Consider the following 26,205-nt stretch of genomic DNA (forward strand, 5'->3'; position numbering starts at 1 on the left):
CCGTGCTTAACTTGCCGGGGCCGGAGCTTCGCCGGCCGCTCTATTGCTCCCCTACCCTGCCATCGTTTCCTTGCTATCCAGCTCCCGACTTTCCGTTTTTTCCCCGGCCACCGCGGTGCTGGCCGCGGTTTTGGGCCTGGCCGCGGCGCCGGCCAGCCGGGCCCAGCAGCTGCAAGGCGGCGTACGGGCCGGCGGCAATATCAGCAGCGGCGTGGGCGCCGATGCGCGCAACAGTTCCCTGCTGCTGGGCTACCACGGCGGCCTGACGGGGCGCCTGGCCTTTACGCAGCGCTGGAGCGTGCACCCCGAGGCGCTGTACACGCTCAAGGGCGACCGGACGCTGGCTTACGGCCCGAGCGTGCAGGCCCGGCTGGGCTACCTGGAAATGCTGCTGCTGCCGCGCTTCACTCTCGACGAAGCCTTTGTGGAAGCCGGCCCCTACGCGGCCGTGCTGCTGCACCACCACTACCACGACGCGGCCCTGCAACTACCCGGCATCACGCCCTTCCGCCGCGTTGATTACGGCCTGGCCCTGGGCATCGGCTACCAGGACCCCGGCGGACTGAGCCTGAGCTGGCGCTACGTGGCCGGCGTCAACAACCTGTACCGGCCCGTCGATTTTTCGGGCGTGATAGAGCAGGTGCGCATGCGCAACGGCACACTGCAGTTCACCTTCGGCTACCTGCTGCCCTGGACGTTGGGCTCGGTGAAGTAGGGCGGCCGCCATGCCGCCGGATGCAACGTCCGCGCGACGGCGGGCCTCCTGCCGACAGGACCGGGCCTGCCCGGCGCGTACTTCCGTTTACTTCCCGCATGCACCCGTTTTTTCCGCTCGGCGCCGCTCTGGTGCTGTTTGCCCCGGCCGCCCTGGCCCAAACGCCCGAAGCCCCGCCGCGCACGCTGCTGGGCCTCAAGGCCGGCTCCTCGCTCACCACCTTCCGGGGCGCCGCGGCCGAGGGGCAGCGCTACAAGGCGGGCCTGCACTTCGGGGTGCTGGTCAACACCCGCATCAGTCGGCGGGTGTCTATTCAGCCGGAGGTGCTGTACTCGCAGAAAGGCTCCCGGCTGACGGAGGGCGCGGCCAGCTCACAAAACCGCTTTAGCTACGTGGACGTGCCGCTGCTGGCGCGGGTGCATTTCGGGTGCTTCTACGCCGAAGCCGGGCCGCAGTACAGCTTGCTGCTGTCGGCCAAAAGCCGGCAAGGCGAGGCGGTGCAGAACGTAACGGACGCCTTCCGCACTTCCGATTTCGGCTACGTGGGCGGCCTGGGGCTGCAGCTCCGGAACGGCCTGGGATTGGGCCTGCGCTACCACGGCGGCCTGCGCAGCACCGTGCGCCCCTACCTCACTACTGGCGGCCGCACCGCGCGCCCCGACTTGCGCAACGCCGGCTTGCAGGCCTCCGTGTTTTACCTCATCAGCGGGCGGTACTAAAACCCGGGCCCCGGCCGTTTGCGGCTCGTTGGTAATCTTGCCGCACGTTCCCTGTTAATCTTATCGTTAATGAACAGAATTGTTCTTGCGCTGCTGGCCGTAGGCCTGGGCAGCGCCGCCCAGGCCCAGGTGCGGCCGGGCCTGAAAGCCGGTGGTAACCTCACGCGCTACGCCGGCGACATGAACGCAGCAGACGTGAAGAACATGCTGGGCTTCAGTGGTGGCTTCACGCTGAACGCCCCACTCAACTCCGACGGCTTTTTCTGCGTGCAGCCCGAGTTGCTCTACTCCCAGAAGGGCATGAAAATCGTGGATGACGCGATGGTGCAGCGCCTGCACTACCTCGATCTGCCGGTGCTGGCCCGTATTAACGCCGACGGCTTCATCTTCGAGGCCGGGCCGCAGCTGGGCTACCTGCTGGCCCAGAAGCAGACCGTGCAGGACGACGCCCTGCCCGGGGGCTACGCCGAAAGCACCGACCTGAGCGGCTACCACCGTCTCGATGTGGGCTACGTGGCCGGCGTGGGCTATCAGCTGGCCAACGGCCTGGGCCTGACCCTGCGCTACAACGGCGGGCTGCGCAACCTGCCTACCGCCGAAAGCGGCTTCACGGGGGCCCGCAACTCGGCGTTCCAGCTTTTTGCCGGCTACACCTTCGGCGGCCAGCGGTAAGCTCGCTGCCCTCCAAATGCACCGACGCCCGGCCTCCTTGTCAGGAAGCCGGGCGTCGTCGTTTGCCGAGCTAGCAGCGGGCCTTAGGCCGGCTCCGCCATCAGCTTGGTGTAGTGCTGGTAGAACAGCGGAATCGTCTCGATGCCCTTCATGAAGTTGAACACGCCGTAGTGCTCATTGGGCGAGTGAATGGCGTCCGAATCCAGGCCGAAGCCGAGCAGCACAGAGTCCACGCCCAGCTCCGTCTTGAACATGGCCACGATGGGAATGGAGCCACCGCCGCGCGTCGGGATGGGCTTTTTGCCGAAGGTGTCTTCCAGGGCTTGGGCAGCCGCCTTGTAGGCCACCGAATCCGTCGGCGTCACCACCGGCTCGCCGCCGTGGTGGGGCTTCACCACCACCGTCACGCCCTCGGGGGCAATGCTGGTGAAGTGCTGCTGAAACAGCTGGCTGATTTCCTCGGAGGTCTGGTGCGGCACCAGGCGCATCGAAATCTTGGCGTAGGCCTTGGAGGCAATAACCGTCTTGGCGCCCTCGCCGGTGTAGCCGCCCCAGATGCCGTTCACGTCCAGGGTGGGGCGGATGCTGGTGCGTTCAATGGTGGTGTAGCCCTTCTCGCCGTAGGTGGCGGGCAGGCCGATGCTCTGCTTGTACTCCTCCTCGTTGTAGGGAGCTTTGTTCAGCTCGGTGCGCTCTTCGTCCGTCAGCACGTCCACCTTGTCGTAGAAGCCGGGGATGGTGATGTGGCCGTTCTCGTCGTGCAAAGAGGCAATCATCTTGCACAGCGCGTTGATGGGGTTGTGCACGGCGCCGCCGTAGAGGCCGGAGTGCAGGTCGCGGTTCGGGCCGGTCACCTCCACTTCGTGGTAGCTCAGCCCGCGCAGGCCCACCTCGATGCTGGGCGTGTCGTTGGCAATGATGCCGGTGTCGGACAAGAGCACCACGTCGGCCTTGAGCTTTTCCTTGTTGGCGCCTACGAAGATGCCCAGGTTGTTGGAGCCGACTTCCTCTTCGCCCTCAATCATCACCTTCACGTTGCAGGGCACGCCGCCCTGCTGGTTGAGCACCTCGAAGGCCTTCACGTGCATGTACACCTGGCCTTTGTCGTCGCAGGCGCCGCGGGCGTAGATCTTGCCGTCCTTGATGACCGGGTCGAAGGGACCGGAGGTCCACAGCTCGTAGGGGTCGGCGGGCTGCACGTCGTAGTGCCCGTACACCAGCACGGTGGGCAGCTTGGGGTCGATGAGCTTCTCGCCGTAGACGATGGGGTTGCCGGCGGTGGGGCACAGCTCCACGTTGTCGAGGCCCACTTCTTCAAGGCGCATCTTCAGGTACTCGGCGGCCTTGAGCACGTCGCCGTGGAACTTGGGGTCGGCGGAAACCGACGGGATGCGCAGCCACTCCAGCAGCTCGCTCAGGAAACGGTCCTGGTTCTCAGTCAGGAAAGAAGTCATCGGGTGAAGGGGAAAGAATGGTCGGGTTGACTAGGGGCGTAAAGGTAGCGGATGGGCCCGGATGCACCGAACGCCCGGCCGCAGCAGCCGAAAACCCAACCACGGCGCCCGAACCACCTTCCACAACACCCGAAGCGCCAGCAACGCCGCCCGAAGCGCTGGGCACGGCAACCGATGCTCCTGCCACCGTTCCCGAAGGTTCGCCAACAGCTCCCGAAGCTCTTGCCACGGCTAGGCTACTGTTCTTTTTCCGCTTCGGCGTGTGCCCGCTGTGCGTGGCCAGCAGCATCGGCTACGCCCGGGCGCGCCCCGCTGATACAACCAGCCCCGCTGCCGCGCCGTCTGAACCTTACAGCGGCGCGGCAGCGGGGCTGGTTGTATCAATGGACCGCTGGATGAGCCGGCCTCATTTGTATGTCAGGCGACTTTGCGGGCGGCCTCTGAACCTCACGGCGCGGCCGGCGGCGCAGGCGCGGGCCGGCGCAAATCCAGGTTCACGACCGAGTTGATGATGAAGCCGTTGTTGTACTGAAACACGTTGCGGCCGGCCGTGGCGCCGGGCGGGGTGATTTCGCGGCCCAGCTGCAGAATCTGCTGGAAAAAGCCGCCTTCGAGGCGAAACGCGGGGCTGAAGCGGTAGCCCACAAGCAGGCCCAGGCGGTTCTGGTCGAACACGTTCTCGTTCACGTTCCGGCCGAAGCCGATGAAGATTTCATCGTAGGCGGCGGCGTAGGGGCCGCGGCCGCCGGGGCCAGGCGTGCCCAGGGTCCGCTGCACGCGGCCCAGGTAGCGCAGGCGGTTCGAGTACACCCACTGATCGAAGTCGCGGGTGCCCTCGGGGGTGCGCAGGATGCGGCCCACCCAGCGCTGCTCCAGCATGAAGCGGTGGCTGACCTCGGTTTTGCCCACGGGGTTGAGCAGGGTGGCCACTTGGTACAGCCGGTGCTCGGGAAAGCGCAAGCCGGCCGGCTGCAGGGGGTAGTCGCCGTAGTTAAAGGTTTCAATCCAAGCGTAGCCGGCGCGCAGGGTCAGCTTGTCGTTGGCAATGTAGTTGAGGCCGGTGCGCAGCAGGCTTTGTTGCCAGTCGGTGATGAAATCGTCGCGGCGGAACTGGTACTCCAGGTGGCCGCTCCACTTCTCGGCAAAGCGCAGAGTGGTGGTGTTGGTGTACCAGCCGATGCGGTTGTAGTCGCTGAGGCGGGTGTTCTGGGCGGCGGCCGGGGCGGCGCTCAGCAGCAGCGCGGCGGCCCAGCCGGCGGCGCGCCGGCCCTCCCGGGTCCGGCGCGCCAGGGGCAGACGGGGCATTTACTTGGCGGGGGTAGCGGCGGCCGTGGGGCGGAAAGCGGGAAGGTTCTGCAGGGTTTCGGGCAGGAACTCCACCTTGCCCGAGTGCAGGTTGTACACGGCCCCGACGATGAGGATTTCGCCGTTGCGGTACTTTTTGGCCAGCACCGGCTCCAGGTCGCGCAGCTGCTGCACCTGGTCGAGCACGTTCTGGCGGATGGTGTTGTCGAGCCGGTCGCCGGCCATGTTCTTGGTTTTCTCGGCGGCGGGCTTGATGCCGTTGACCAGCGTGATGATGTGGCCCGGCACGTCGGGGCGCTTGATGGCAGCATCGACGGCCCCGCAGCTCTGGTGGCCCAGCACCACGATGAGCTTGGCGCCCAGCGCCACCGATGAAAACTCAATGCTGCCGTAAGAGGCCTCGGCCATCACCTGCCCGGCCGTGCGGATGATGAACAGGTCGCCCACGCCCTGGTCGAAGATGATTTCGTTGGGTACGCGCGAGTCGGAGCAGCCCACGATGGTGGCGAAGGGTTTCTGGCCCTTTTCGGTGTTGGTGAGGGCGGCCTGGTCCTGGCGGGGCTTGATGCTCTTGTTTTCCACGAAGCGGCGGTTGCCGCCCTGCAGCTTGCGCAGGGCTACGTAGGGGTTGGCGTAGGCCGAGTCGCGGTCTACTACGTAGTGGGCGGCTTTCCACTCGGGCGAGCCGACCACTTCGGACGGGGCGGCTTTAGCCGGGCGGCGTTTGGTTTGGGCTTCGGCGGTGTGGGCCAGGCAGGTCAGGGCCAGCAGCGGGGTCAAGACAAAACGGGTCAACATCATAGCGGCAAAATGGTTGGTTTGTTGTCTTTAACCGCTATCATGATTAATAGTTACACTATCATCTACGATAGCAACAAATTAATTTTTGTTTAATCAAAATCCTTACACTGGACTCGGGCCACCAGCACACTATACCCCGGCGGTGGCTGGCCGAGCGGGCGGCTTACTTCGCCCAGGGCAGCGGCACCCGGCTTTCGGTGCCGGCGCGCAGCCGCCCGATGTTGGCGCGGTGGGTATAGATCAGCAGGGCGGCCAGGATGAAGCCCACGTAAATCAGGAAGGGCTGCGGCGGGGCAAACCAGGGCGTGAGCTGCAGCAGGGCAAAGGCCACCCCGGCCGTCATGGAGCTGAGCGATACGTAGCGGGTGGTGAGCAGCACGGCCAGAAACACCAGCAAACAAACGCCCACGGTGGCCGGGGCCACGCCCAGCATCATGCCCAGAATGGTGGCCACGCCCTTGCCCCCGCGAAACTGGGCGAAAATGGGGTAAATGTGCCCCACCACGGCCAGCACCCCGCAGGCCAGGCGGTAGTACACCTCGTGCTCGGGCTGAATGGCGCCCACGCTCACCAGCCACATGGGCAGGAAGTAGGCCGCCACGAAGCCCTTCAGCGCATCGACCAGCAGCACGAAGGAGCCGGGCTTCTTGCCGAGCACGCGGAAAGTATTGGTGGCGCCCGCGTTGCCGGAGCCATGCTCCCGCACGTCGATGCCGTAGAAGCGGCGGCCCACCCAGAGGGCCGTGGGAATGGAGCCGAGCAGGTAAGCCAGCCCGAGGGCCAGGGCAATGTAAGCGTAGGTCATAAGCGGTGGGGAATGCGGCCAAAGATAACGGGAGCCGCCAAGGCTACGGCTGAGCGGCTACTGCCGGCCAAGCGGAAACAAAAAAGCCGCCCCGGCCAGATCGACCGGGGCGGCTTGCAGGTTAGGAAACGGCGGGCTTACTCGTCGCCGAAGGGGTCGTCCTCGTTTTTCTTCTTCGAGGGCTTTTTCTCCTTTTCCTTCTTCGGCTCCTTGGCCGGCTCGGCGGGCTTATCCTCGGCCGGCGGAGCAGCTTCCTCCTCTTTCTTCTTCTTGTCCTTCTTCGATTCCTTCACCGGTTCGGCGGCGGGCTCGGCGGGGGCTTCGGTCGGGGCGGCTTCTTCCTCCTTCTTCTTCTTGTCCTTCTTCGACTCTTTCACCGGCTCGGCGGCCGGGGCCGCGTCGCCACCGGTGGCGAAGGGGTCGTTCGGGTCGGCCGCGGCTTCCTTCTTCTTTTTCTTCTCCTTCTTGCTCGGCTCGGGCTCGGCCGTGGGCGTGTCGCCGCCGGCCGGGTCGGAGGAGCCAAACTGGTCGTCGGCCGCGTCACCCTTCTTCTTCTTCTTGTCCTTCTTCGTGTCCTCCATGTTGTCGAAGTTGCCGGTGGGCTGCGGACGGGCCGTGACTTTCTGCGGCTTGGTGTCGCCGAGGTAGTCCTTGCGGAAGTGGTTCACGAAGAGCACCTTCTCCGACTCATCACCCAGGAAGAAGCCGTAGTCGGTAGCCGTGTTGTAGTCGCCCTTGGCGGCGCGGCCCAGGATTTCGTCGAAGGTGCCGTGCTGGGCCTTGGCCAGCAGCTTGTTCTCGGCAAACTTGAAGTAGTACCAGGTTTCGGGGTCGGCCTCCAGCAGCAGCTCCACGGCGTCGCCGGTGCTTTCCTTCTTGATTTCGATGTAGCCGTCGACCATGGCGTTGATGTCCTTCTTGCCGATGCTGGCTAGTCCGATTTTGCCCACCGAGTACCAGGAGTTGTACTTGTTGGACCACTTCATGGTGGCCTGGCTGATCATGATGTCGTGCAGGAACTTCGAGGACACCTTCTGCAGGGAGCCGCCGCCCGACTTGCGGTTGGCGTACTCGTTCACGGCCTTAGAGCCGGCAAACTCGCCCATCTTGTACAGCTCGTTCTGCGAGGTGGTCAGCGCCTCGGGCAGGCCCTTGGCGTACTTGGCCATGTCCTCCGCCATGGCCTCAAAGGCCTTGTCGGGGAAGTTCAGGTCGAAGGCCATCATGGCGTCGATGGTGTAGCGGCTGGAGTCGGCGTTGGCCCGGCCCACGCCCGACGACACCAGGGTGTAGTCCTTGTTCGAGCCGATGAAGTTCACCTTGCCGCGGAAGCTCATCACCCCGGTCGAGTCGTTTACCGTCAGCACCGAGCCCTCGTAAATTTCCTGGTCGAGCGGGTCGTGGCGGCTGATGGCGTAGATGCGCTTTTTCGGGTCGTAAGTCAGCGTGCCGTCCACCTCAAACAAGTTGCCGTCGGTGATGCTGCCTTTGGTGGCCACGAACAGCGGGTAGGGCCGGCCGGTGGCTTCGTTCTGGTACAGGCCCGTCACCATGGGCGTGCCGTCCTCGGCTTTCATTTCCTTCATCCGGATCTTGACGAAGCGCGCGTCGATGCTGTCCTGCACCGGAAACCAGTCGGCCGCCGTGGGAGTCTTCACGAACTCCAGCCGCGCCTGCCCGTCGAAGGCGAAGCCCTTGGCCTGCGAGGACATGGTCACGCCGCCGCGGTACTGAATGCGCGGGGCAATGCGGAACTTGTCGGCGGCCTTGATGTCGGCCACGGCCAGGGTGGGCGGCGAGGGCGGCGTGTCGTCGTCGCCGTCCTTCTTCTTGATGAGGGCAGCCTTCTTCTTGCCCTCGCCTTTCACCAGCCCCACCGCCGCCGAGTCCACCGTGAAGTTGGCAAACTTGATGGCGAAGGAGTCGGTGGGCGTCTTGTAGTTGTAGAGGGCGTTGCCGGTGAAGGCCGCGCGGCTCAGCACCTTGATTTCGCCCTTGTACAGGTGGTGGAACTTGGCCAGGGTGTCCATGGTGATGCCCGCGTTCTGGAAGGCGCGCATTTCGGCGTTGGGCAGCACGTACACGCGGCCCGAGTCGGGCTCAATCCAGGCGTCGGCCGAGGCAATGTAGGGCACCCCGTCGGCCACGAGGCGGTACTTGTTCAGGTCGTACTTACCGGTGGCGGCGCGGAATTTCAGGCCCTTCTGCTCGGGCTTGAGCGAGTAGAAGTAGGCGCGGGTCGAGTCCTGGCCCGGGGCCACGCGCAGCTGCACGGTCTTCTTCTTGAAGTCCCAGCGCCCCCCGCTCAGCGAGGTGCGGTACTGCGAGTAGGGCAGCTCGATAACCGACTTGGTCACGCCCTCGGCGCGGGCAAAGTCGGCGTAGCCGCGCTTGATGTCGTAGGTAAAAGCCACGTCGGGGGCCGTTACGGCCGGCTTGCCCGCCTCCGCCGACTTCACGCTCACCGTGCCCTTGTCGCCCTTGTACTGAGTGGGCAGGAAAGTGAAGGAGTTCGAGCGGATAATCGACTGGGCATCTTCCATGCGGCCCATGCCGCCGAGGCCCTTGGGCGTCAGCACGGCCGTGCCCTTGTAGGCGTAGGTGCCGTCGTAGAACTTCATGGCGTCGCTGCCCTTGGCGGTGGACAGGTACATGGAGTCCTGCTTCACCGCCCACTTCATCTGGTAGCCGGGCAGCAGGGTCACTTTCGGGTACTCGGCCCCGTTCAGCGTGCCCTCCTTGATGCTGGCCGTCTTGCCCACCGTCACCACCGAGTCCTTGTAGAAGATGAACTGGTCGCTGTTCAGGGTGGCCGCCAGGTAGGTCATCTGCCCGTCGCCCTGAATGCCGCGGTTGCTCATCTTCACCTGGTTGAACAGGCGCCCCTTGCCGCCGTACACCGGGAAGCCCTCCTTGGGCACGGCGTACACGAAGCCCAGGGAGCCGTCGTCCTGCATGGTGAGCTTGGTTTTGAAGTTGGGCAGAATGCCACCCGACACGAAGGTGCCCTTGAAGCCCACCGCCGAGCGGTTGGCGTTGTTCAGGGAGTCCAGCTTGAAGGGCGGAATGTCGAAGTAGATGGTCGTGTCGTAGGCGCCGCCGAGCACCTCGGGCTTGTTGAAGAACACGTAGGCGCCGGTCGTGGCGTCGAAGGCCGGGTAGGCGCCCAGCTTCTTGCGGCCCGACTTGTTGTTCGGGGCGTTGATGTAGAGGCGGCCGGTGGCCTTGTTGCCCTTGTTGGTCAGGGCGAAGTCATTCTCCTTGCGCGCTTTCAGGGCCGAGCCCTTGGAGCCCTTGCCCTTCACGATGATGGAGTCAATCTTGAACATGTCGATGAAGAATCCATCGTAGTCAAACTTGAACTCCTTGCCTTTGAAGATAAAGGCCGAGGCCACCACCGTGCCGTTGAAGTCGATGTTGCGGTTCTTCTTGATGCGCACGATGCTGGAGTCGGGCTTCACGAACACCGTCACCGAGTCGTCGGAGAAGTTGAAGCGGTCCACGCCGCGCACCAGCAGGGTGTTGCTGTTCAGGTTCAGCGAGGCGTTTTCGCCGTTGGCCGCCAACGAGCGAATGGCCAGGTGGTCGTAGTCCTTCTTGCCGCGGGCCGAGCTGACGTAGTGCAGAGCCTTGGGCAGCAAGGTCACTTCGCCCGTGGTAGGATTGATGCTTACGTAGCCTTCGCGGGCCAGGCCGGCCACGGCCGAGCGCACGTTGGGCTCCTTCAGCTGGGTGGCCTCGGCCAGCTCCTGCACCGTGAAGCGCTTGGCGTTGTTGTGCGACTGGCTGTAGCCCACCACCATCTGCAGCGGGTGCATGCGGTTGATGGAGTGCACCTGCTGGAAGCGGGTGTTGGTGAAGAACTCCTTGGACTCGAAGCCGGCCGTCACCTGGTTTTTCGCCGTCAGCGTCTGAAAGTGGATGTCGGGCGTCTTCAGGTTCCAGGTCAGCTGCTCGGCCGACAGCTCCATCTGGTGGTAGGAGTCGTAGTAGGGCGTGGTTTTGTAGAGGCCGTCTTCGCGGGCCAGCAGCAGCACCTGGCGGGGCTTGGAGAATTTCAGGCGGGCGCCGGGGTGCGTCACCGAGTCCGACTTATCCTCGAAGATGGTAATGGCGGCGCGGTTGGCCGAAATCAGGGTGTCGCCGAGCTGGTAGCTGCGCGAGGCGGCCCGGAAGCGGGGCTTGCCCTCGTAGCTCACCGTGATGCGCGAGAGGGAGCCGTCGAGCGTGGCCGAGTACATCTTGCTGCCGTTCAGCGAGAAGCCGCCCTGGTAGCTGATGTTGTCGCCGATGTTCTTCACGCGCGCGTCGTTGGTCAGCGACACGAAGCGCGGGTAGCCGGTGTCGCCGCCGCCCTTGCGCTGCACCGACTTGTAGGCCAGGGCGCCCTTCACGGGGGCTTCCAGCACGGCGGCGTAGGTCAGCGTCACGGGCTCGGCCTTGAATTCGGGCTTGTTCACGTCGAAGTCGAACTTGCCCAGGGCCGCCGACAGCGGGTTGCCGTTCAGCTGCCAGTCGAAGGTGCCCCCGTCGCCGGCAAACTTGCCGGTGCTGGTGACGAAGGTGCCGCTGGTTTTCTTAATCACCACCGAGTCGTAGCTGGTGGCCAGCACCAGGTCGGCGTCCTTCAGCTCGATAACCGGGCCGCGGGTGCTCGGCGCCATGTACGAGTCCATGTAGGCCGGCGTGGCGCTGGCCTGGGCGGGCTCGTCTTTCCACTCGTCGGCGGCGGGCTTGGCGGGCTCGGGGGCCTTCTCGGCCGGTTTGGCGGCGGGCTTGGCGGCCGTGGTTTTCTTGGCGGGGGTGGTAGCTTTCTTTTTCACCGGGGCGCCCCAGCCGTCGTCGCCGCTGGAGCCCCAGCCGCCGGTGTCCCAGCTGCCGGTGTCCCAGTCGTCCCAGCCGCTGCTCTTCTTCTTGGCGGGGGCGGGCTTGGGCTTGGCGGCCGGTTTGGCCGCGGGCTTAGCGGCCGGCTTCGGAGCGGGGGCGGCGGGCTTGGCCGGTTCCGGCTTGGGCTCGGGCTTGGCCGCGTCCCAGCCGCTGCCGCCGGTGGCCGGGATGCCGCCGGGGTAGTCCGTCTCGTTGTAGGCGAAGTTGATGGCCGAGCTGTTGGCCAGGCGCAGGCGGTTGTAGCGCGAGCTGTAGAGCTGGCGCGACTTCAGAAACTGCGTGGTGCTGGTAATGAACTTCTCCAGGTCCTTCAGGTCCTGGGGCGCCAAGGCTTTGCCGGTCACGTCGAGCAGCTGGTCCGTCTGCCCGTCGGTGAGGGGCTGCTGCCCCTGCTTGGCGGCCAGCAGCAGGCCCCAGAAGGCTTCCAGGTGCGGGCGCGGCTTGAGGCGGCGCTCCTGCATCTTGCGGGCCAGCTCAATGACCTTGGCCTGCTGCGAGCTGGTGAGCTTGTTCGAAGCCCACAGCTGGCGCAGCTGCTCGGCCTGCGCAATGGCGCCGGGGTTTTTGGTGGAGTTCATCACCGCCACCACTTCCCCGATAAACTTCTCGGGGTCGGTGCTGAACGGGCCGCTGCCTGGGCGGGCAGCGGGGGCGGTAGGTGGCGGGGTGGTGGCGGGCGGCGTCTGCGGCTTGGCCGTCTGGGCGCGGCCGGTAGCGGCCGACCCCCAGGCCAAAATTGCGCAAAGCCCCCACGCTGCGAATTGCTTCATACAGATGCCTTCAGGCGGAATTATCCGCCTACAATTTCTGAAAAAGTTAGCGGACTTCCCGTCCGGTTGATTGTCAATGATTTGCCCTCTTGGTTGCATCCCATCGGTGCTGACCAGAATGCAGCCGCTGCCCCGATTTGTTCCCGGCGAAACAGGCGGAAAAATCGGGGCGTTGGTCGATGATTCGGCCCGAATAGCAGAAATCAGCGCCGGCCACGCAACTGCCGGCCCTAGTTTCGGCTCGATAAGGCAAACGGGCAGTACCGGGGGCGCCACCCGACTGCCTCGCCTGGCGGCCGCTGCTGACCTCTTCGAATATTCCTCTTCTTCATGAAACGACTCCTCCCGCACTGGCTGCTGGTACTGGCCGTGCTGTGCCTGGCCGGCTGCAATACCGACGACGACCCCACCGACGAAATTCTGGGCGTCTGGACCTCCCGCTCGCAGTTTGAGGGCCTAGCCCGCAACAGCGCCGTCAGCTTTACCATCAACGGCAAAGCCTACGTGGGCCTGGGCACCGACGGCACCAATAAGTTTACCGACTTCTGGGAGTACAATCCGGCCACCAATACCTGGACGCAGAAAGCCGACTTTCCCGGCGCGGCCCGCTACCTGGCCGTGGGCTTCAGCGCGGCCGGCAAGGGCTACGTGGGCACCGGCTACGACGGCGTAAACCGGCTCAAGGATTTCTGGGAGTACGACCCCGCTACCAACACCTGGGCGCGCAAGGCCGACTTCGGCGGCTCGGCCCGCTACGGCGCCGTGGCCCTGAGCATCAACGAGAAAGGCTACGTAGGCACCGGCTTCGACGGCAACGCCAAAAAGGACTTCTGGCAGTACGACCCGGTGACGGACGCCTGGACGCAGAAGCCCAGCTTCGGCGGCAACAAGCGGCAGGGCGCCTCGGCCTTTACCCTGAACAACCACGGCTACCTGCTGCTGGGCGCCGACAACGGCGCGTACCAGACCGACGTGTGGTCGTACGACCCCACCACGGAGCTGTGGAGCCAGCACAAGTCCCTCATTGCCGATACGGACGCCGACTACGACTACAGCGGCGTGCCCCGGGCCAACGCGGCCAGCTTCGTAATAGGCAACCACGGCTTCGTGGCGGCGGGCACCAACGCCGGCGCGCTGAGCAACTGCTGGGAATACGACCCCGACGCCGACACCTGGACGCAGAAAACCGCCTTTGCCGGCGCCACCCGCACCTACCCCGTCGGGTTTGGGCTGGGCGACCGGGGCTACGTGGGCCTGGGCCTCAGCAGCACCCTGCGCCTCGACGACTTCTGGGAACTTTCGCCCTACGAGGTCAATGAATAAGCTGCTGCGCCGCTTGCGGGCCGGCTGGCTCGGCGCGGCCCTGCTGCTCACGGGGCTGACGGCCTGCGAAGACCCCGCCGGCCTCGAAAGCGCCCTGGGCGTGGACGACGGCACCCTCGCGGCCGCCTACGTGGATACCATCACGGTGCGCACTTCCACCGTTCTCACCGATTCAGTGGTGTCGTCCACGTCCTCGTACCTGCTGCTCGGGCGCTACCAGGATGCCCGGCTGGGCAGCGTCACGGCCCGCAGCTACTTGCAGGTGGGCCAGGCCAGCACCTTCACGCCCGAGGCCGGCGCCGTGCTCGATTCGTTGGTGCTGGTGCTCACGCCCGATACCTACCGCTACGGCGACACCACCCGCACCCAGACCCTCGAGGTGCACCGGCTGCAGACCGATTTGCGCGGCACCGCCACCTACTACACCGCCGACAGCCGCCCTTACGACGCGGCCACGCTGGGCCGCCGCACCTTCCGGGCCCGCCGGCCGCTCAGCAGCCTGCGCGTGCTCCTCGACAATGCCTTGGGCCAGCGCCTGCTCGATGCGGCCCGCCTGGGCGCATTGGGCACCACCGACGAGCTGCTCTACCTGCTGCCGGGCCTGGTCCTCACCCCCGCCGCCACCGACGATGCCGCCCTGCTGCGCTTCGCGGTGGCCGGCTCGGCGCTGCAGCTGTACTACCACCTCAGCTCGGAGCCCGACCAGCAGCTCAGCCACAGCTTCGAGCTGGCGTACGGGCCGGCGCACTTCTACCAGCTGGAGGCCGACCGCCGCGGCAGCCTGCTCACGGCCCTGCCAGCACCGCGCCAGGCCTTACCCAGCGCCCTTACGGCCGAGGAAACCTACATTCAGGCCGGGCTGGGCCTGCAGACGCGGGTGGAATTTCCTTACCTGACCGATTTGAAAGACCTCAGCGGCGGCATCGTCATCAACGCGGCCACGCTGGAGGCGGAAGTAGTGGGCAGCAGCGAAAACCGCTACCTGCCGCCGCCCACCGAGCTGCTGCCCCGCCTCACCGATGCCGGCAACCACCTCGGAGCCCGTTTCGGCGACGCCAGCGGGGTGGCGGTAACGGCTGGCTACCAGCGCGGCACTTCGCCCCGCACCGGGCTGGAGCGCGGCCTGTACACGGCTTCGCTCACCACGTACTGCACCCAGGTGCTGGCCGGTACCCTCGCCAACAACGGCATCCTGCTCGGCCCCGCCAGCGGCGACATGGTGGAGCGGGTGGTGCTGGGCAGCGGCCGCAATACCACCGCGCCCATGCGCCTGCGCGTGTTTTTCACCCGCATCAAGCCCTGAACGGGTAGCGCAACCCAAACTAAAACGTCATTCCGAGCATTCTGTTTGATGCGCAGAATGCTCGGAATGACGTTCTGTTTGATAAACGCCCTGGCGTATCAGGCCCTACGCTTTCGTGAAGATGGCCGACACCCAGTGGTTCTGCACGCGGTGCGACTGGTAGCGGAAGCCTTCCCGCTCGGCCGCTTCACGGATGAGGTGCAGGTCTTCCTCGTAGAAGCCGGAGAAGATGATGGGGCCGCCGGGCTGCAGGTAGCCGTAGTAGGCGGCCATGTCGTCGAGCAGCACGTTGCGGTTGATGTTGGCCAGAATCAAATCGAACGGGGCCTCCCCTTCCAGGGCCGTGATGTCGCCGAGGCGGGCTTCTACTTTGTCCTGCACGTTGTTTTCCAGGGCATTGTCGGCGGCGTTTTCGGCGGTCCAGGGCTCTACGTCCACGGCCAGCACGTAATCGGCGCCCAGGTGCACGGCCATGATGGCCAGAATGCCGGTGCCGCAGCCCATGTCGAGCACGCGCTTGCCCTGGTGGTCCACGGTCAGCTGGTTTTCAATCATCAGCGCCGTGGTGTTGTGGTGGCCGGTGCCGAAGCTCATGCGCGGCATAATCACGATGTCGTAGGGCAGATCGGGGCGGGGCTCGTGGAAGGGCGCCCGCACCGACACCTGCTCGCCGATGACCAGCGGCTCAAAGTTCTTTTCCCACTCCGTGTTCCAGTTCTGGCGCGTAATCACGCGGTGTTCGGCCACGGGCATGCCGGCGGGCCAGTGCTGGTACTTGTCGATGATGGCCTGGGTGGCGTCCTTATCGAAGGCGTCCTCGGTGGTGTAGGCGCAGAAGCCCTGCTCGTTTTCCTCGAAGGTGTCGAAGCTGAGCTGGCCCAGCTCGGCAATGAGGATTTCGGAAAGGTCTTCCGGGGCGGTGACGCGCAGCTCGATAAAGTCCATGGGGCGGAGAATGGGTGGAATGTTGAAATATCCCTAATGTGGCCAATGAGCTGATTCCGCGCTACGGCGAACAATCGAGCTGGCGGCTTCCGGGGCGCCAGGCACATTCGGGGCCGCAAAGATGCGGCGGTTTTCGCGGCGGCGCACAAAAAAGCCGCCCCGGCCGGGTGGCGCGGGGCGGCTTGTGCTTGCCAGGGTACAGCGAGTTTAGTCCTTGCGGCAGCCGGCGAAGGAGCGCACTTTGGTGTAGAAGATGCCGAAATCGGCGAAGGAGCGGTTGTCGGTGACCAGCACGCTGTAGTCGGCAAAGTCGCGGGCGTCGGTGATGTACCAGAGGCCGGGCTTGTCGGCGAAGAGCTTGTTGGCTTCCTGGTACACCACCAGGTTGGCAAAAGCCTCCTGCTGCTCCACGTACACCGTGGCCGAGCAGAAGCCGCGGCGGCGCGGGTCGCGCTCCAGGTACACGGCCCCGTACAGCTTGCAGGGGTCGGCGTAGCCGCGGCCCTGGCGCAGGTCGGCCGGCGCCAGCGGAGCTTTGGCAGCGGCAGCGGGCTGCCACCACAACAGGGCCGAAACGAGGGTAGTCAGGAGCATAAGCAGAAGGAATCAGGGGGCGGTTGTGGCCGAGACAAGGACCGCGCCGGAATGGTTCGGCTCCGCGTGGTGCCACGACTTTCGGAGTCGTGGCACCACTACGTTTAAGCCGCCGAGGTGCAGCCCTGAATCAAACGGATGTAGCAGGAAGGTAAACTAGCTTACGAAGCCAAAAATCTTAGTTCGTAAACTAATTTACCGTCTTCATTATCTGTGTTTACAGGCAACCAAGGCAGTTTTTAGGCGCTGCCGAAGCTGATAAGCCGCTGGCGTCAGCACGCGAGATGTCCCGGTTTCGCTCGCCATGACGTTCTATTCCGGCCGTTTCTGATAAGCCGTCCGCAGCTTTTAGAACGACTTGATAATCTCGGTGAAGTCGCGGGACTTGAGCGAGGCGCCGCCGATGAGGCCGCCGTCGACGTCGGGCTGGCTGAACAGCTCGCGGGCGTTCTGGGCGTTGGCCGAGCCGCCGTAGAGGATGGTGGTGTTCTGGGCCTGTTCGGCGTCGTAGGCGCGGGCCACCTGCTCGCGGATGAAGGCGTGGACTTCCTGGGCCTGCTGGCTGGTGGCCGTTTTGCCCGTGCCGATGGCCCAGATGGGCTCGTAGGCAATGACGACCTGGGCAAACTCCTCGTTGGAGAGGTGAAACAGGCCGTCTTTCAGCTGCTTTTCGATGAACTTGAAAGTCTCGTCGGCCTCCCGCGTTTCCAGGGACTCGCCCACGCAGAAGATGGGCTTCAGGCCGGCCCCGAGGGCGGCTTTCAGCTTCTGGCTCAGCAGCTCGTCGTCTTCGCGGAAGTACTGGCGGCGCTCGGAGTGGCCCAGGATAACGTACTCGGTGCCGATGGAGGCCAGCAGCTTGGCCGACACCTCGCCGGTGAAGGCGCCGCTTTCCTTCTGGTGGCAGTTCTGGGCGCCCAGGTGCAGCTTGCCGCCCTCGGGCAGCAGGCGGCCCACCACGGGCAGCAGCGGGAAGGGCGGGCAAATCACCACTTCGGCCGGCGAGGAAGCCGCTTCGTCCTGCACCATGTGCACGATTTCCGACACCAGGGCCTGCGCGTCCTGCAGGGTGGTGTTCATCTTCCAGTTGCCGGCGACAATGTTCTTGCGCATAATCAGAAAGCTCAGAGGGGAATGGTGAGCCGCAAAGAAACGCAATTGCCCGGCTCCGCCCTCAACGCCGCGGCCGGCAAGCCGCCCCTCGTGCAGGGCAGCCCGCCGGCCGGACTTGTTTATGGAAGCAGTGGCCGCGTAGGCCGGGCGGCCCGCCCGGCCCCTGGCAACGCGTCAGCAGTCCGGGAAAGGCCCTGGGCCACGCTTACTGAACGACGGTAATGCAGTACGAGCCCGTGCCCACCGTTGGCGAGATGGAGCGCATATTCGCCAGCCGCACCTTCACCGTGTTGTCGGCCGATACCCAGGCCGTGCCCACGACGATGTTGCCGTCGACCACCTGGGGCAGGTCGCCGCAGCGGCGGGCGTAGCGCAGGCCCCGGCGCAGCGTATCCAGCGCTGCCTCGGGCTGGCCCGTGTGGCTGAGGATGTCGCCGAGCTGGTTCAGGTCGCGGGCCACGTCGCAGGTGCTGCTGAGCGCCCGGTCGATGCGCAGGGCCTGCTCCAGGTAGAGCTGCGCGGCCCCCCAGCGGCCCTGCTCGCAGCTGCTCAGGCCCAGGTTGGACAGGCAGCGCGACTCGCTGGGCTGCTGCCCGAGCTGCCGGTACAAGGCCAGCGCCTGCCGGGTGTAGCGCTCAGCCGCCGCGAATTGCCGGCGCTGGATGAGCAGGTTGCCGAGGTTGCTGGCAGACAGGGCCTCCTCGGCGGGCGTGGCGGCGCGCTGCAGGGCGGCCTCGTAGTTGGGCTGGGCGGCGGCCAACTCCTGCCGCTGGCTCTGGATATTGGCCAGCCCGTTGTAGGCAAAGCTTTCGATGCGGCGGTGGCCCAGCTGCCGGGCCAGGCGGCGGGCGGCCAGGTAGTAGCGCGTGACGGCCGGGTAGTCGCCGGCGTAAAAGCAGCAGGTGCCCAAATCGTTCAGGCAGCGCAGCTCCCCGCGCCGGTCCTGCAGGCGCCGGGCCAGGCGCAGGCCCTGCTCACCGTAGCGCCGGCCCCGGGCGAGGTCGGTTTTGTTGAGCTGCCAGCACAGCTCGTCGAGCAGCTGCACGCGGTTGGTATCGGGTGCAGCCGTGGCCAGGCGCTGCTGCAGGCTGTCGATGCTGCGCTGGTCGGACTGGGCGCGGCCGGCCAGCGGGCCGCTGCTCAGCAGCACCGCAAGTCCAAGCAGCCGTCCAAGTTTCCGCCATGCGCGCATCCCGCAAAGCTACGGCCCGGGCGGCTACGCGCTGCGGACGAGCTTAGCTGCTGCGCCGCGGCGGGCGCAGGCTGCGCGCCAGCACCAGCCCGGCCCCCAGCGCCAGCAGCACCGCTTCGGCCAGGGCCAGCCAGCTCAGCTCGGGCACCGCGGCGCGGCGGGCCGCCCAGATGCCCAGCAGACCCCAGGCCAGTACCAGCGGGTACACCGCGTCGCGGAAGCGGAAGGCCAGCGCGAGGCCCAGCAGCAAGACCACCGCCAGCAGCACCACGCTCAGCAGAATGCTCACGTTGGCGGGCGTAGTCCAGCCCAGCTCGCGCAGGGCAATGGTCACGTTAATGACCGTCGCCACCGAAATCCAGCCCAGAAACAACGACAGCGGCCAGCTCGACGGGTGCGGCGACGAACCTGCCAGTACCAGGTGCCGGGCCCGGCCGTAGCCCAGCACCAGCGCTGCCAGCGTGGTCAGCATCAGCACGGTGCAGAGGGCAATCAGCTCGTAGCTGAAGCCGACTACCCACAGCCCGGCGGCCAGGCTGGCTACGGTTACCGGGGCGGCCACCGCGTCGGGCAGCGGGTTCTGCCGCTGGGCCGGCAGCAGCTGCCACACCGCGTACACGGCCAGGGCCAGGAAAATCAGCCCCCAGATGCTGAAGGCCCAGCCCGCCGGCGTGAGCAGCGTGGGGTACTGGGCCGAGACCTGGCCCATGTTCTGCCCGTTGGCGGGGCAGGCGTTCCACCAGTAATTCAGCAGGATGCAGCCGAAGACGGCTGCGGCGGCCAGCCAGCGCCAGAAGCGGGCGGCCGAGGGGGCGGAGTAAGTAGCAGAGGTGGCGAGGGTTTGCATGGCGGCACAGCAAGGTGGGGCCGGACGCATCGGCCGGCAGTGAGGTCGGTGGGGCTCAGGCGGAAAAATACTGGTCGACCAGCTCGTCGGTCAGCTCGCGCGGGGCGTCTTGCTCCTGCCGGGGCGGTGGGAAGCCCGTGCGGCAGAAGCCGGCCCGCTGGCGGAAGTCGTAGAGGGCGTGGCAGTAGCCGTTCAGGACAAAGGCGGCGGCGTCCCCAGCTTCGTTCCAGACGATGCTGGCCGTGACGGGCACCTGCCGGTCGGCAATGTCGGCCACGTTGTAGATGTGCAGCGCGTCGAGCAGCTCCGGGCCGGGCTTGTTGCTGATGGCGTAGACGTAGCCGGTGCTGCCGTCGTCCTCGAACATCACCTCGTAGCCGCCGTGCGCGGCAGCGCTGCTGAGCAGGCGGTTGTCGGCACCCGGCGCGGGCTGCCCGATGAGAAACTGTTCTTCCGTCGTGGAGGCCATAGGGCAAAAACAAAGAAGGAGCCGCGGGAATGCGGCTCCTTCTGCTGTACGGGAATGGGCGTAGCGGGTGTTTAGCGGCGGCGCAAGGCGCTGAGCATGTACGCCGCGCCGCCGGCCAGCAGCAGCGAGGCGCCCCCATCGAGGGGTACGGCCGTGGGGTCGGCGGGCGGGTCGCCGGGCACGGGGCCGCCCGAGCCGGGGTCGGTCTGGGCCCGGGCCGCGCCGCATACGCTGAAGCCCAGCAGGGCTACGAAAGCAAGTTTTTCATGTGGAGGGAAAGGGTTGGAGGGCTAAAGCACCCACCCGAGCCGCGGCGTTTCCTCGCTTTTAAGCCACCGCGGCCGGACGGGTGCCCGCCGTTGTTAGTTGATGACCACGCGCTTGGTGAGGGTTTCGGCTCCGGCCTGCAGGCGCAGGGTGTACACCCCGGCTTTCAGCCCGCGCACATCGAAGCTTAGCTGGCGGCCGGCGCTGGGCAGCTCGGCCGTCTGCCGCTGCACCGTCTGGCCCAGGGCGTTGAGCAAGGTGGCCTGCAGCTGCCGGGCACCGGGCACGGCCGGCACCCGCACCGCAAACTGCTCCCGGGCCGGGTTGGGGTACACGCTCACGCTGGCCGCGCTCAGGGCCGCCGCGCTGGCGGTGGGCCGCAGCGGCTCGAAGCGCAGCTCGAAGCGGCTCGTCAGCCGGCCCGCGGTGCCAGCGGTGAAGGCGTAGCGCGGCTGCCGGCGCAGGTCGATGAGCTGGCCGGTCTGCGCGTCGTGCAGGTACACGCGGGCGGCGGCCAGGTTCAGCAGCTGGGCCGCTTCCAGGCTGTAGCTGCCGGCCTGGGGCAGCAGCAGGCCCAGCGGCACCACGGTGCGGCTCGTCAGCGCGGGCAGGCCGTTGATGGCCTGCTCGGCCCCGGCGGCCAGGCTCCACAGGGCGGGCATGCCAGCGGCGCCGGGCTGCAGCTTCAGCGCGTCGTAGCCCGCATCCACGCCGGCCGTGGCGCCGGCCTCGAAGTACACGTACGTCTCGTCGGCCGCGCTGCCGGCGGCGCCCAGCGTGAGCTGCACCAGCGGCCGGGTTTCCACCCCGCGCTGCAACGGGGCTTCCTGCCCAAATTGCGTGAGGCGGGCACTGCGCGGTAAAGTGAGGTTTACCACCGAGCCGGGCTGACTGACGCGCACGAAAAAGGCCTGGCCCAGCGGCAGCACCGGGTTGCCCACCCCGTTAATGTAGCTACGATAGCGGCCCGTATACTGGCCAGTGCTCTGGTACACGCACACGGCCCCGTCGAGGCCGGTGGGGATAGTCACTTGGCGCCAGTCAAGCGGCGAGGGGAAGGGGTTGCCCAGCAGTTGCCAGCCACTTTCTGCGTCGGTGCCGCGGGCTAGAGCCAGAGCCACGTCGCCCAGGTTCGGCGTGCCCCGGAAGCTCAGCACACTGCTGGCGGGCAGGTTCACGGTGTAGCCCCGCCCAATTTCCAGGGGGCTGCTCAGGGTCACCGGCGACTCCCAGCCCTTGTCGAAGCTGCTGAGCCCCGTGGCCGGGCTGCTGGCCAGCCGCGCCTGCACGTAGCCGAACACGGTGGGAAAGGGCGTCACGCTGCCCGGTACTGCGGTGGAGTTATAGGCCGGGTTCACCACGGGCGTAAAGCCGGCCGTAGTCAGGCTGGCTACCGTTGCGCCCTGTACCGGGGCCGACAAGTGCCGGTAGCCCGCACCCGGGTTGAGGCCCGGATTGATGCTGCGCTGGATGACAAGGGGCCCAATCAGGGGCGCCGGCGCCGTGCTGCGGTCATCCAGCAGGGCCGTGCCGGCTATTGGGTCCGACAGTAGCGTGAGGGAGCCGCTGGCAAGAAAATCCGTCCGGACCAAAGTCGAGCCCAGTATTACCAGGCGCTGGGCCACGCTGACGCCGTTGCTCAGTACCAGAGCATTGTTTTGCGGCGGCCCCTGCAGGTTCTGCACGTCCGCCGTCAGACTTCGGACCCGCGAGGGCAGTCCGCTACCGGTAAACTGTGCCCCCGGCCCGCTAATCATGGTCAGCACGGCCCGGTATTCGTAGTTGGCATCGGGGCTGAACTGCCGCGTGATGTTACGCACGCTGCCCAGCCCGCCGGAGGCAGCAATGCCATCGGAGGCCGTCACCACGAGCGTGCCGCCGGCCTGCAGCTCGAAGTTGCCGCCGCCGACGAGGTAGCCGTTGGTGTGAAGGGTGCCCCCGTCCATCACCCGGATGGTGCCCAGCGCCCCGGTATTGGCCGTCATCAGGGCGTAGCCGCCGCTGGCCACCGTCAAGTCCTGGTAGGCGCCCCCGACGGTCTGGAAGGAAGTAATGACGGGGCTGTTCTGAGCCCGCACCAGCGTCGTGGTGCTGAGCCACAGGGCCAGCACACCGCTAAGAGCAACTTGACCGAGCCGACGGGTAAGAAGTAGGTATTGGGGCATACGAGGGCAGGAATAAGGTGGGAAGGCAGACACGACGGTGGCCGAGAGCTGCCGGCCGCGTCGCGTACCGGTCGCTCAGCCGGCGCCTTCTTTTAAGGTACCAAAAACCGGCCATCAACCTATACTTTTCCTCTCTATTCTTGCACAAAATCCGGCCAACCGAAGGCCTGGTGTTAGCTTTAGGCGTCGGCGCAGTCGGGGGCGTCGCGGTGCAGGCGGTCCAGCTCGGCTTCCCACTCCTGCCACAGCGCGGCGCGGCGCGGGTTGCCCTCCAGCAGCCAGTCGAAGGCCGTGGCGTCGTCGGGGAAGAAGTGCAGCTCGAAGGATATAGCCGCGGGCGGGTTGAACACCGGCGCGGTGGCCACCATGTGGTTGTGCAGGTCGGAGGGCAACACCAGGGCCAGGTTCTGCACCGGCGTGGCGCGCATGGCCGGAAACCAGCTTTCCAGAATCCAGGCCTGCTCTACCGGGCCCATGGGCGGCAGGTTGTCGATGTTCATCAGCCAGTGCCGCACCCCGTGCTGCCGGCTGAAAGTGACCAGCTGCGTGAGGGCCGGCACGAAATCGGGCAGGCGGCAGCCCCGGCGCCACGCGGCCCGCAGCAGCGCCGCCAGCGCGTCGTGCTGCAGCTGAATCACGGGTATGTCGTGCACTATCATTAGCCGGAGCGGTTGCTTGCCAAGAAGTTACGATTTTCCCCGCCGGGTTGTGCCTCGGCTGCCGGATAAAAAATCAGAACGTCCTTCAGCGCATTCTGCTTGATGCCCAGAATGCGCTGAAGGACGTTCCAGTGGTTTCGTTCGGGCGGACGCGGGCTAAAGCCCGCGCTACAGCTTCTCGGCCAGGAACCGGGCCGTGTGGTTCTGGTGCTTGAGCTTCACGAAGTCCTCCGGCGTGCCCTCGAACAAGAGGTGTCCGCCGTTGATGCCGCCTTCGGGCCCGAGGTCGATGAGCCAGTCGGCCGCTTTCACGATGTCCATGTTGTGCTCGATGATGAGCACCGAGTTGCCCTGCTCCACCAGCGCGTTCAGGGCCGTGAGCAGCTTGTTGATGTCGTGGAAGTGCAGGCCGGTGCTCGGCTCGTCGAACACGAACAGGATTTTGTCCGACTGCAGCGTGTTGCCCTTGGTCAGGAACGAGGCCAGCTTCACGCGCTGGGCCTCCCCGCCCGAGAGGGTGTTGGCCGACTGCCCCAGGCGGATGTAGCCCAGGCCCACGTCGTTGAGCGGCTTCAGGCGCTCGGCCACCTTGGGCTGGTCGGCGAAGAAGTCCAGGGAGTCTTCCACCGTCAGCTCCAGCACCTCGTCGATGCTGCGGTCCTTGTACTTCACTTCCAGGATGTCCTGCTTGAACTTGCGCCCGCCGCAGGCCTCGCAGGTCAGGAAGATGTCGGCCATGAACTGCATTTCAATCTTCACCTGCCCTTCGCCCTGGCACACCTCGCAGCGGCCACCCTCGATGTTGAAGGAGAAATGCGAGGGTTTCAGCCCCCGGGCCTTGGCCAGCGGCTGGTCGGCAAAGAGCGTGCGGATGGCGTCGTAGGCCTTCACGTAGGTCACCGGGTTCGAGCGGCTGCTCTTGCCGATGGGGTTCTGGTCGACAAACTCCACGTGCGACACGGCCGACAGGTCGCCGCCCAGCTTGTCGAACTTGCCCATCGACTCCGACGCCGTGCCGCCCAGGTGCCGGGCCAAGGCCGGATACAGAATGCGCTTCACCAGCGTCGACTTGCCCGAACCGGACACGCCCGTCACCACCGTCATCACGCCCAGCGGAAACTTCACCGTGAGGTTCTTCAGGTTGTTTTCGCGGGCCCCGACGACCTCCAGCGCGTTGCGCCAGGGCCGGCGCACCGCCGGCACCGGCACTTCCAGCTTGCCGCTGAGGTACTGCCCGGTGTATGTTTTGTCGTCGGCGAGGATTTCCTGATAAGTGCCCTGGAACATCAGGTTACCGCCACCCGAGCCGGCTTCCGGCCCGATGTCGATAATCTGGTCGGCTTCCTCCATCATCTTCTCCTCATGCTCCACCACCACCACGGTATTGCCCAGCTGCTGCAGGCTGCGCAGCACCCCAATGAGCTGCTCCGCGTCCTTGGGGTGCAGGCCAATGCTCGGCTCATCGAGCACGTACATCGAGCCCACCAGCGCCGAGCCCAGCGAGGTAGCCAGCTGAATGCGCTGCGACTCCCCACCCGACAGCGTATTCGACAGGCGGTTGAGCGTGAGGTAGCCCAAACCCACGCGCACCAGGTAGCTCAGGCGGTTGTGCACCTCCGTCACCAGCCGGTCCGACACGCCTTTCTCGTGCTCGGTGAGCGAAAGGTTATCGAAGAAGTTGAGCGCGTCACTGATGGGCATCAGCACGATGTCGCTGATGCTGCGGCCGTTCACCTTCACGTACTGGGCATCCTTGCGCAGGCGGGTGCCGCGGCAGTCGGGGCACACGGTGCGGCCCCGGTAGCGGCTCAGCAGCACCCGGTACTGAATCTTGTGGGTCTGCTCCTGCACCCAGTCGAAGTAGTCGTTCAGGCCCTGGAAGTACTTGTTGCCCTCCCACAGCAGGCGCTGCTCGGCCTCGGTCAGCTCGTTATAAGGCCGGTGAATCGGGAAGTCGAAGCGGATACCGTTCTTGAGCAGCGGCTTCAGCCACTCGCTCTGCTTCTCGGTGCGCCAGGGCGCCACGGCCCCCTCAAACACGGTCAGGGTTTTATCGGGAATCACCAGGTCCGGGTCGATGCCCAGCACCGAGCCGAACCCCTCGCAGCGCTGGCAGGCGCCGTAGGGATTGTTGAAGGTGAAGAAGTTCACGCTCGGCTCCTCGAACTCGATGCCATCCAGCTCGAAGCGGTCGGAGAAGGTTCGCGTCTCGTCGGTGAGCTTTACCAAGCAGGTGCCGTGGCCCTCGAAAAAGGCCGTCTGCACCGAGTCGGAGAGGCGGAACTGCAAATCCTCGTCGCCGGGCTGAATCACGGCGCGGTCAATCATAATCTGCACCTCGCCCTGGGGCTCGGGCTGCCCCTCGGCCAGCAGGTCCTCGATAAAGGCCATTTCGCCGTTGATAATCACGCGGGCGTAGCCTTTCTGCAAAAGCAAATCCAGCTCCTTGCGCAGCGGGCGGCCTTCCTCGGCGGGCAGCAGCGGGGCCAGCACCATCACGCGGGTGCCCTCCGCCAGGCCCATGAGGTAGTCCACCACGTCGGCCACCTGGTCCTTGCGCACTTCCTGGCCCGATACAGGCGAGTAGGTACGCCCCACGCGGGCGAAGAACAGCTTGAGGTAGTCGTATATCTCGGTGCTGGTGCCGACGGTCGAGCGGTTGTTGCGCACGGTCACCTTCTGCTCGATGGCAATGGCCGGCGAGATGCCGCGGATGTAGTCCACGTCGGGCTTGTCCATGCGCCCCAGAAACTGCCGGGCGTAGCTGCTCAGGCTCTCCACGTACATGCGCTGCCCCTCGGCGTAGAGCGTGTCGAAGGCCAGCGAGGACTTGCCCGAGCCCGACAGGCCCGTGACGACGATGAACTTGTTGCGCGGGAAAGCCACGCTCAGGTTCTTGAGGTTGTGCACCCGCGCGTTCTTGATGATGATGAACTCGCGCGGATCGAGTTGGTCAATCGGGTCGGCCGCCGGGGCGGCTACTTGCAGGTTCTGCTGGGCCATAGGTTCCTCTAACAGCGTTTCCCACCGCGAAGGTTTCGGCTAACGGCGTTAGCCGCGGGACGGGCCGGCGAAGGTACGCAGGGGCGAGGGTAGAAGTGAGGCCCGACGTTCATAAGCCACAAAGACTCCAGCGCGACAAGTGCAGCGCATAAAGGCAAATGCCAACTATAGTATGTTGTCCGCGCTGCATACTAAAA

At 65.8% G+C, this 26,205-nt stretch carries 20 protein-coding genes; 5 read left to right on the forward strand and 15 right to left on the reverse strand.

Features of this window, described 5'->3' with window-relative positions; translation table 11 throughout:
• The first annotated feature begins 70 nt into the window (after positions 1-70).
• The 3 genes from EJV47_RS01485 (at position 71) to EJV47_RS01495 (ending at position 2,106) form a co-directional block, all read left to right on the forward strand.
• Positions 71-715 carry an outer membrane beta-barrel protein gene (locus EJV47_RS01485; RefSeq protein WP_165903574.1) on the forward strand — a complete coding sequence of 215 codons (645 nt, stop codon included), beginning with the start codon at positions 71-73 and terminating at the stop codon, positions 713-715.
• A gap of 98 nt (positions 716-813) precedes the next feature.
• Positions 814-1,434, forward strand: a complete 621-nt coding sequence (locus EJV47_RS01490; protein ID WP_165903575.1) for a porin family protein — start codon at positions 814-816, stop codon at positions 1,432-1,434.
• Positions 1,435-1,503: 69 nt separating this feature from the next.
• Positions 1,504-2,106 (forward strand): porin family protein, encoded by a 603-nt coding sequence (locus tag EJV47_RS01495; protein WP_126691368.1) that lies wholly within the window; start codon positions 1,504-1,506, stop codon positions 2,104-2,106.
• Between the two features lie 83 nt (positions 2,107-2,189).
• Here EJV47_RS01495 and EJV47_RS01500 read toward each other — a convergent pair whose 3' ends face one another.
• The 5 genes from EJV47_RS01500 to EJV47_RS01520 all read right to left on the reverse strand — a co-directional run bounded on the left by EJV47_RS01500 (position 2,190) and on the right by EJV47_RS01520 (position 12,092).
• Entirely contained in the window at positions 2,190-3,560 is a 1,371-nt protein-coding gene (locus tag EJV47_RS01500; RefSeq protein WP_126691369.1) for a dipeptidase, read from the reverse strand.
• A gap of 447 nt (positions 3,561-4,007) precedes the next feature.
• Positions 4,008-4,865 (reverse strand): DUF2490 domain-containing protein, encoded by an 858-nt coding sequence (locus EJV47_RS01505; RefSeq protein WP_126691370.1) that lies wholly within the window; start codon positions 4,863-4,865, stop codon positions 4,008-4,010.
• On the reverse strand, positions 4,866-5,666 hold the full coding sequence (locus EJV47_RS01510) for a carbonic anhydrase (RefSeq protein ID WP_243650968.1): 801 nt from the start codon (positions 5,664-5,666) through the stop codon (positions 4,866-4,868).
• A gap of 163 nt (positions 5,667-5,829) precedes the next feature.
• A complete protein-coding gene (gene plsY / locus EJV47_RS01515) occupies positions 5,830-6,471 on the reverse strand; it encodes a glycerol-3-phosphate 1-O-acyltransferase PlsY (protein WP_126691371.1) in 642 nt (213 codons plus the stop codon).
• A 137-nt stretch (positions 6,472-6,608) separates the two neighbouring features.
• Positions 6,609-12,092, reverse strand: a complete 5,484-nt coding sequence (locus EJV47_RS01520) for an IclR family transcriptional regulator (RefSeq protein ID WP_126691372.1) — start codon at positions 12,090-12,092, stop codon at positions 6,609-6,611.
• Between the two features lie 366 nt (positions 12,093-12,458).
• On the opposite strand from EJV47_RS01520, the gene EJV47_RS01525 reads away from it, so the two are divergent.
• Both EJV47_RS01525 and EJV47_RS01530 read left to right on the forward strand, forming a co-directional pair.
• Complete coding sequence (locus EJV47_RS01525; RefSeq protein ID WP_126691373.1) at positions 12,459-13,451, forward strand: Kelch repeat-containing protein; 993 nt, start codon at positions 12,459-12,461, stop codon at positions 13,449-13,451.
• The gene (locus EJV47_RS01530; RefSeq protein ID WP_126691374.1) at positions 13,444-14,754 is read left to right on the forward strand and encodes a DUF4270 family protein; all 1,311 of its coding nucleotides are present in this window, start codon (positions 13,444-13,446) and stop codon (positions 14,752-14,754) included. The genes EJV47_RS01525 and EJV47_RS01530 overlap by 8 nt, the downstream gene beginning before the upstream one ends.
• A gap of 105 nt (positions 14,755-14,859) precedes the next feature.
• On the opposite strand, the gene prmA is transcribed toward EJV47_RS01530, so the two are convergent.
• The 10 genes from prmA to uvrA all read right to left on the reverse strand — a co-directional run bounded on the left by prmA (position 14,860) and on the right by uvrA (position 26,008).
• Positions 14,860-15,699: a 50S ribosomal protein L11 methyltransferase gene (gene prmA, locus EJV47_RS01535; RefSeq protein ID WP_126691375.1), complete on the reverse strand. Its 840-nt coding sequence runs from the start codon at positions 15,697-15,699 to the stop codon at positions 14,860-14,862.
• A 207-nt stretch (positions 15,700-15,906) separates the two neighbouring features.
• A complete protein-coding gene (locus tag EJV47_RS01540) occupies positions 15,907-16,293 on the reverse strand; it encodes a 7(1) septoil knot domain-containing protein (RefSeq protein WP_243650969.1) in 387 nt (128 codons plus the stop codon).
• A 348-nt stretch (positions 16,294-16,641) separates the two neighbouring features.
• Positions 16,642-17,406: a triose-phosphate isomerase gene (gene tpiA / locus EJV47_RS01545; RefSeq protein WP_126691376.1), complete on the reverse strand. Its 765-nt coding sequence runs from the start codon at positions 17,404-17,406 to the stop codon at positions 16,642-16,644.
• Between the two features lie 205 nt (positions 17,407-17,611).
• Positions 17,612-18,556 carry a tetratricopeptide repeat protein gene (locus EJV47_RS01550; protein ID WP_165903576.1) on the reverse strand — a complete coding sequence of 315 codons (945 nt, stop codon included), beginning with the start codon at positions 18,554-18,556 and terminating at the stop codon, positions 17,612-17,614.
• Between the two features lie 85 nt (positions 18,557-18,641).
• Positions 18,642-19,445, reverse strand: a complete 804-nt coding sequence (locus tag EJV47_RS01555) for a hypothetical protein (protein WP_126691378.1) — start codon at positions 19,443-19,445, stop codon at positions 18,642-18,644.
• Positions 19,446-19,500: 55 nt separating this feature from the next.
• Positions 19,501-19,914 carry a DUF2251 domain-containing protein gene (locus EJV47_RS01560; protein ID WP_126691379.1) on the reverse strand — a complete coding sequence of 138 codons (414 nt, stop codon included), beginning with the start codon at positions 19,912-19,914 and terminating at the stop codon, positions 19,501-19,503.
• A 71-nt stretch (positions 19,915-19,985) separates the two neighbouring features.
• Entirely contained in the window at positions 19,986-20,096 is a 111-nt protein-coding gene (locus EJV47_RS29100) for a PID-CTERM protein-sorting domain-containing protein (protein ID WP_424321747.1), read from the reverse strand.
• 180 nt (positions 20,097-20,276) lie between these two features.
• Positions 20,277-22,346 (reverse strand): T9SS type A sorting domain-containing protein, encoded by a 2,070-nt coding sequence (locus EJV47_RS01565; protein WP_126691380.1) that lies wholly within the window; start codon positions 22,344-22,346, stop codon positions 20,277-20,279.
• Positions 22,347-22,525: 179 nt separating this feature from the next.
• A complete protein-coding gene (locus EJV47_RS01570; RefSeq protein ID WP_126691381.1) occupies positions 22,526-23,005 on the reverse strand; it encodes a hypothetical protein in 480 nt (159 codons plus the stop codon).
• 168 nt (positions 23,006-23,173) lie between these two features.
• Positions 23,174-26,008, reverse strand: coding sequence for an excinuclease ABC subunit UvrA (gene uvrA / locus EJV47_RS01575; RefSeq protein ID WP_126691382.1), 2,835 nt, complete (start codon positions 26,006-26,008; stop codon positions 23,174-23,176).
• Positions 26,009-26,205: the final 197 nt, after the last annotated feature.

It is taken from the genome of Hymenobacter gummosus (assembly GCF_003970915.1).
GTDB lineage: Bacteria > Bacteroidota > Bacteroidia > Cytophagales > Hymenobacteraceae > Solirubrum > Solirubrum gummosum.

Coding starts and splice junctions, on each gene's coding strand:
- EJV47_RS01490 (WP_165903575.1), top strand. CDS start 814: ATGCACCCGTTTTTTCCGCTCGGCGCCGCTCTGGTGCTGTTTGCCCCG.
- EJV47_RS01495 (WP_126691368.1), top strand. CDS start 1,504: ATGAACAGAATTGTTCTTGCGCTGCTGGCCGTAGGCCTGGGCAGCGCC.
- EJV47_RS01500 (WP_126691369.1), bottom strand. CDS start 3,560: ATGACTTCTTTCCTGACTGAGAACCAGGACCGTTTCCTGAGCGAGCTG.
- EJV47_RS01505 (WP_126691370.1), bottom strand. CDS start 4,865: ATGCCCCGTCTGCCCCTGGCGCGCCGGACCCGGGAGGGCCGGCGCGCC.
- EJV47_RS01510 (WP_243650968.1), bottom strand. CDS start 5,666: ATGATGTTGACCCGTTTTGTCTTGACCCCGCTGCTGGCCCTGACCTGC.
- plsY (WP_126691371.1), bottom strand. CDS start 6,471: ATGACCTACGCTTACATTGCCCTGGCCCTCGGGCTGGCTTACCTGCTC.
- EJV47_RS01525 (WP_126691373.1), top strand. CDS start 12,459: ATGAAACGACTCCTCCCGCACTGGCTGCTGGTACTGGCCGTGCTGTGC.
- EJV47_RS01530 (WP_126691374.1), top strand. CDS start 13,444: ATGAATAAGCTGCTGCGCCGCTTGCGGGCCGGCTGGCTCGGCGCGGCC.
- prmA (WP_126691375.1), bottom strand. CDS start 15,699: ATGGACTTTATCGAGCTGCGCGTCACCGCCCCGGAAGACCTTTCCGAA.
- EJV47_RS01540 (WP_243650969.1), bottom strand. CDS start 16,293: ATGCTCCTGACTACCCTCGTTTCGGCCCTGTTGTGGTGGCAGCCCGCT.
- tpiA (WP_126691376.1), bottom strand. CDS start 17,406: ATGCGCAAGAACATTGTCGCCGGCAACTGGAAGATGAACACCACCCTG.
- EJV47_RS01555 (WP_126691378.1), bottom strand. CDS start 19,445: ATGCAAACCCTCGCCACCTCTGCTACTTACTCCGCCCCCTCGGCCGCC.
- EJV47_RS01560 (WP_126691379.1), bottom strand. CDS start 19,914: ATGGCCTCCACGACGGAAGAACAGTTTCTCATCGGGCAGCCCGCGCCG.
- EJV47_RS01565 (WP_126691380.1), bottom strand. CDS start 22,346: ATGCCCCAATACCTACTTCTTACCCGTCGGCTCGGTCAAGTTGCTCTT.
- EJV47_RS01570 (WP_126691381.1), bottom strand. CDS start 23,005: ATGATAGTGCACGACATACCCGTGATTCAGCTGCAGCACGACGCGCTG.
- uvrA (WP_126691382.1), bottom strand. CDS start 26,008: ATGGCCCAGCAGAACCTGCAAGTAGCCGCCCCGGCGGCCGACCCGATT.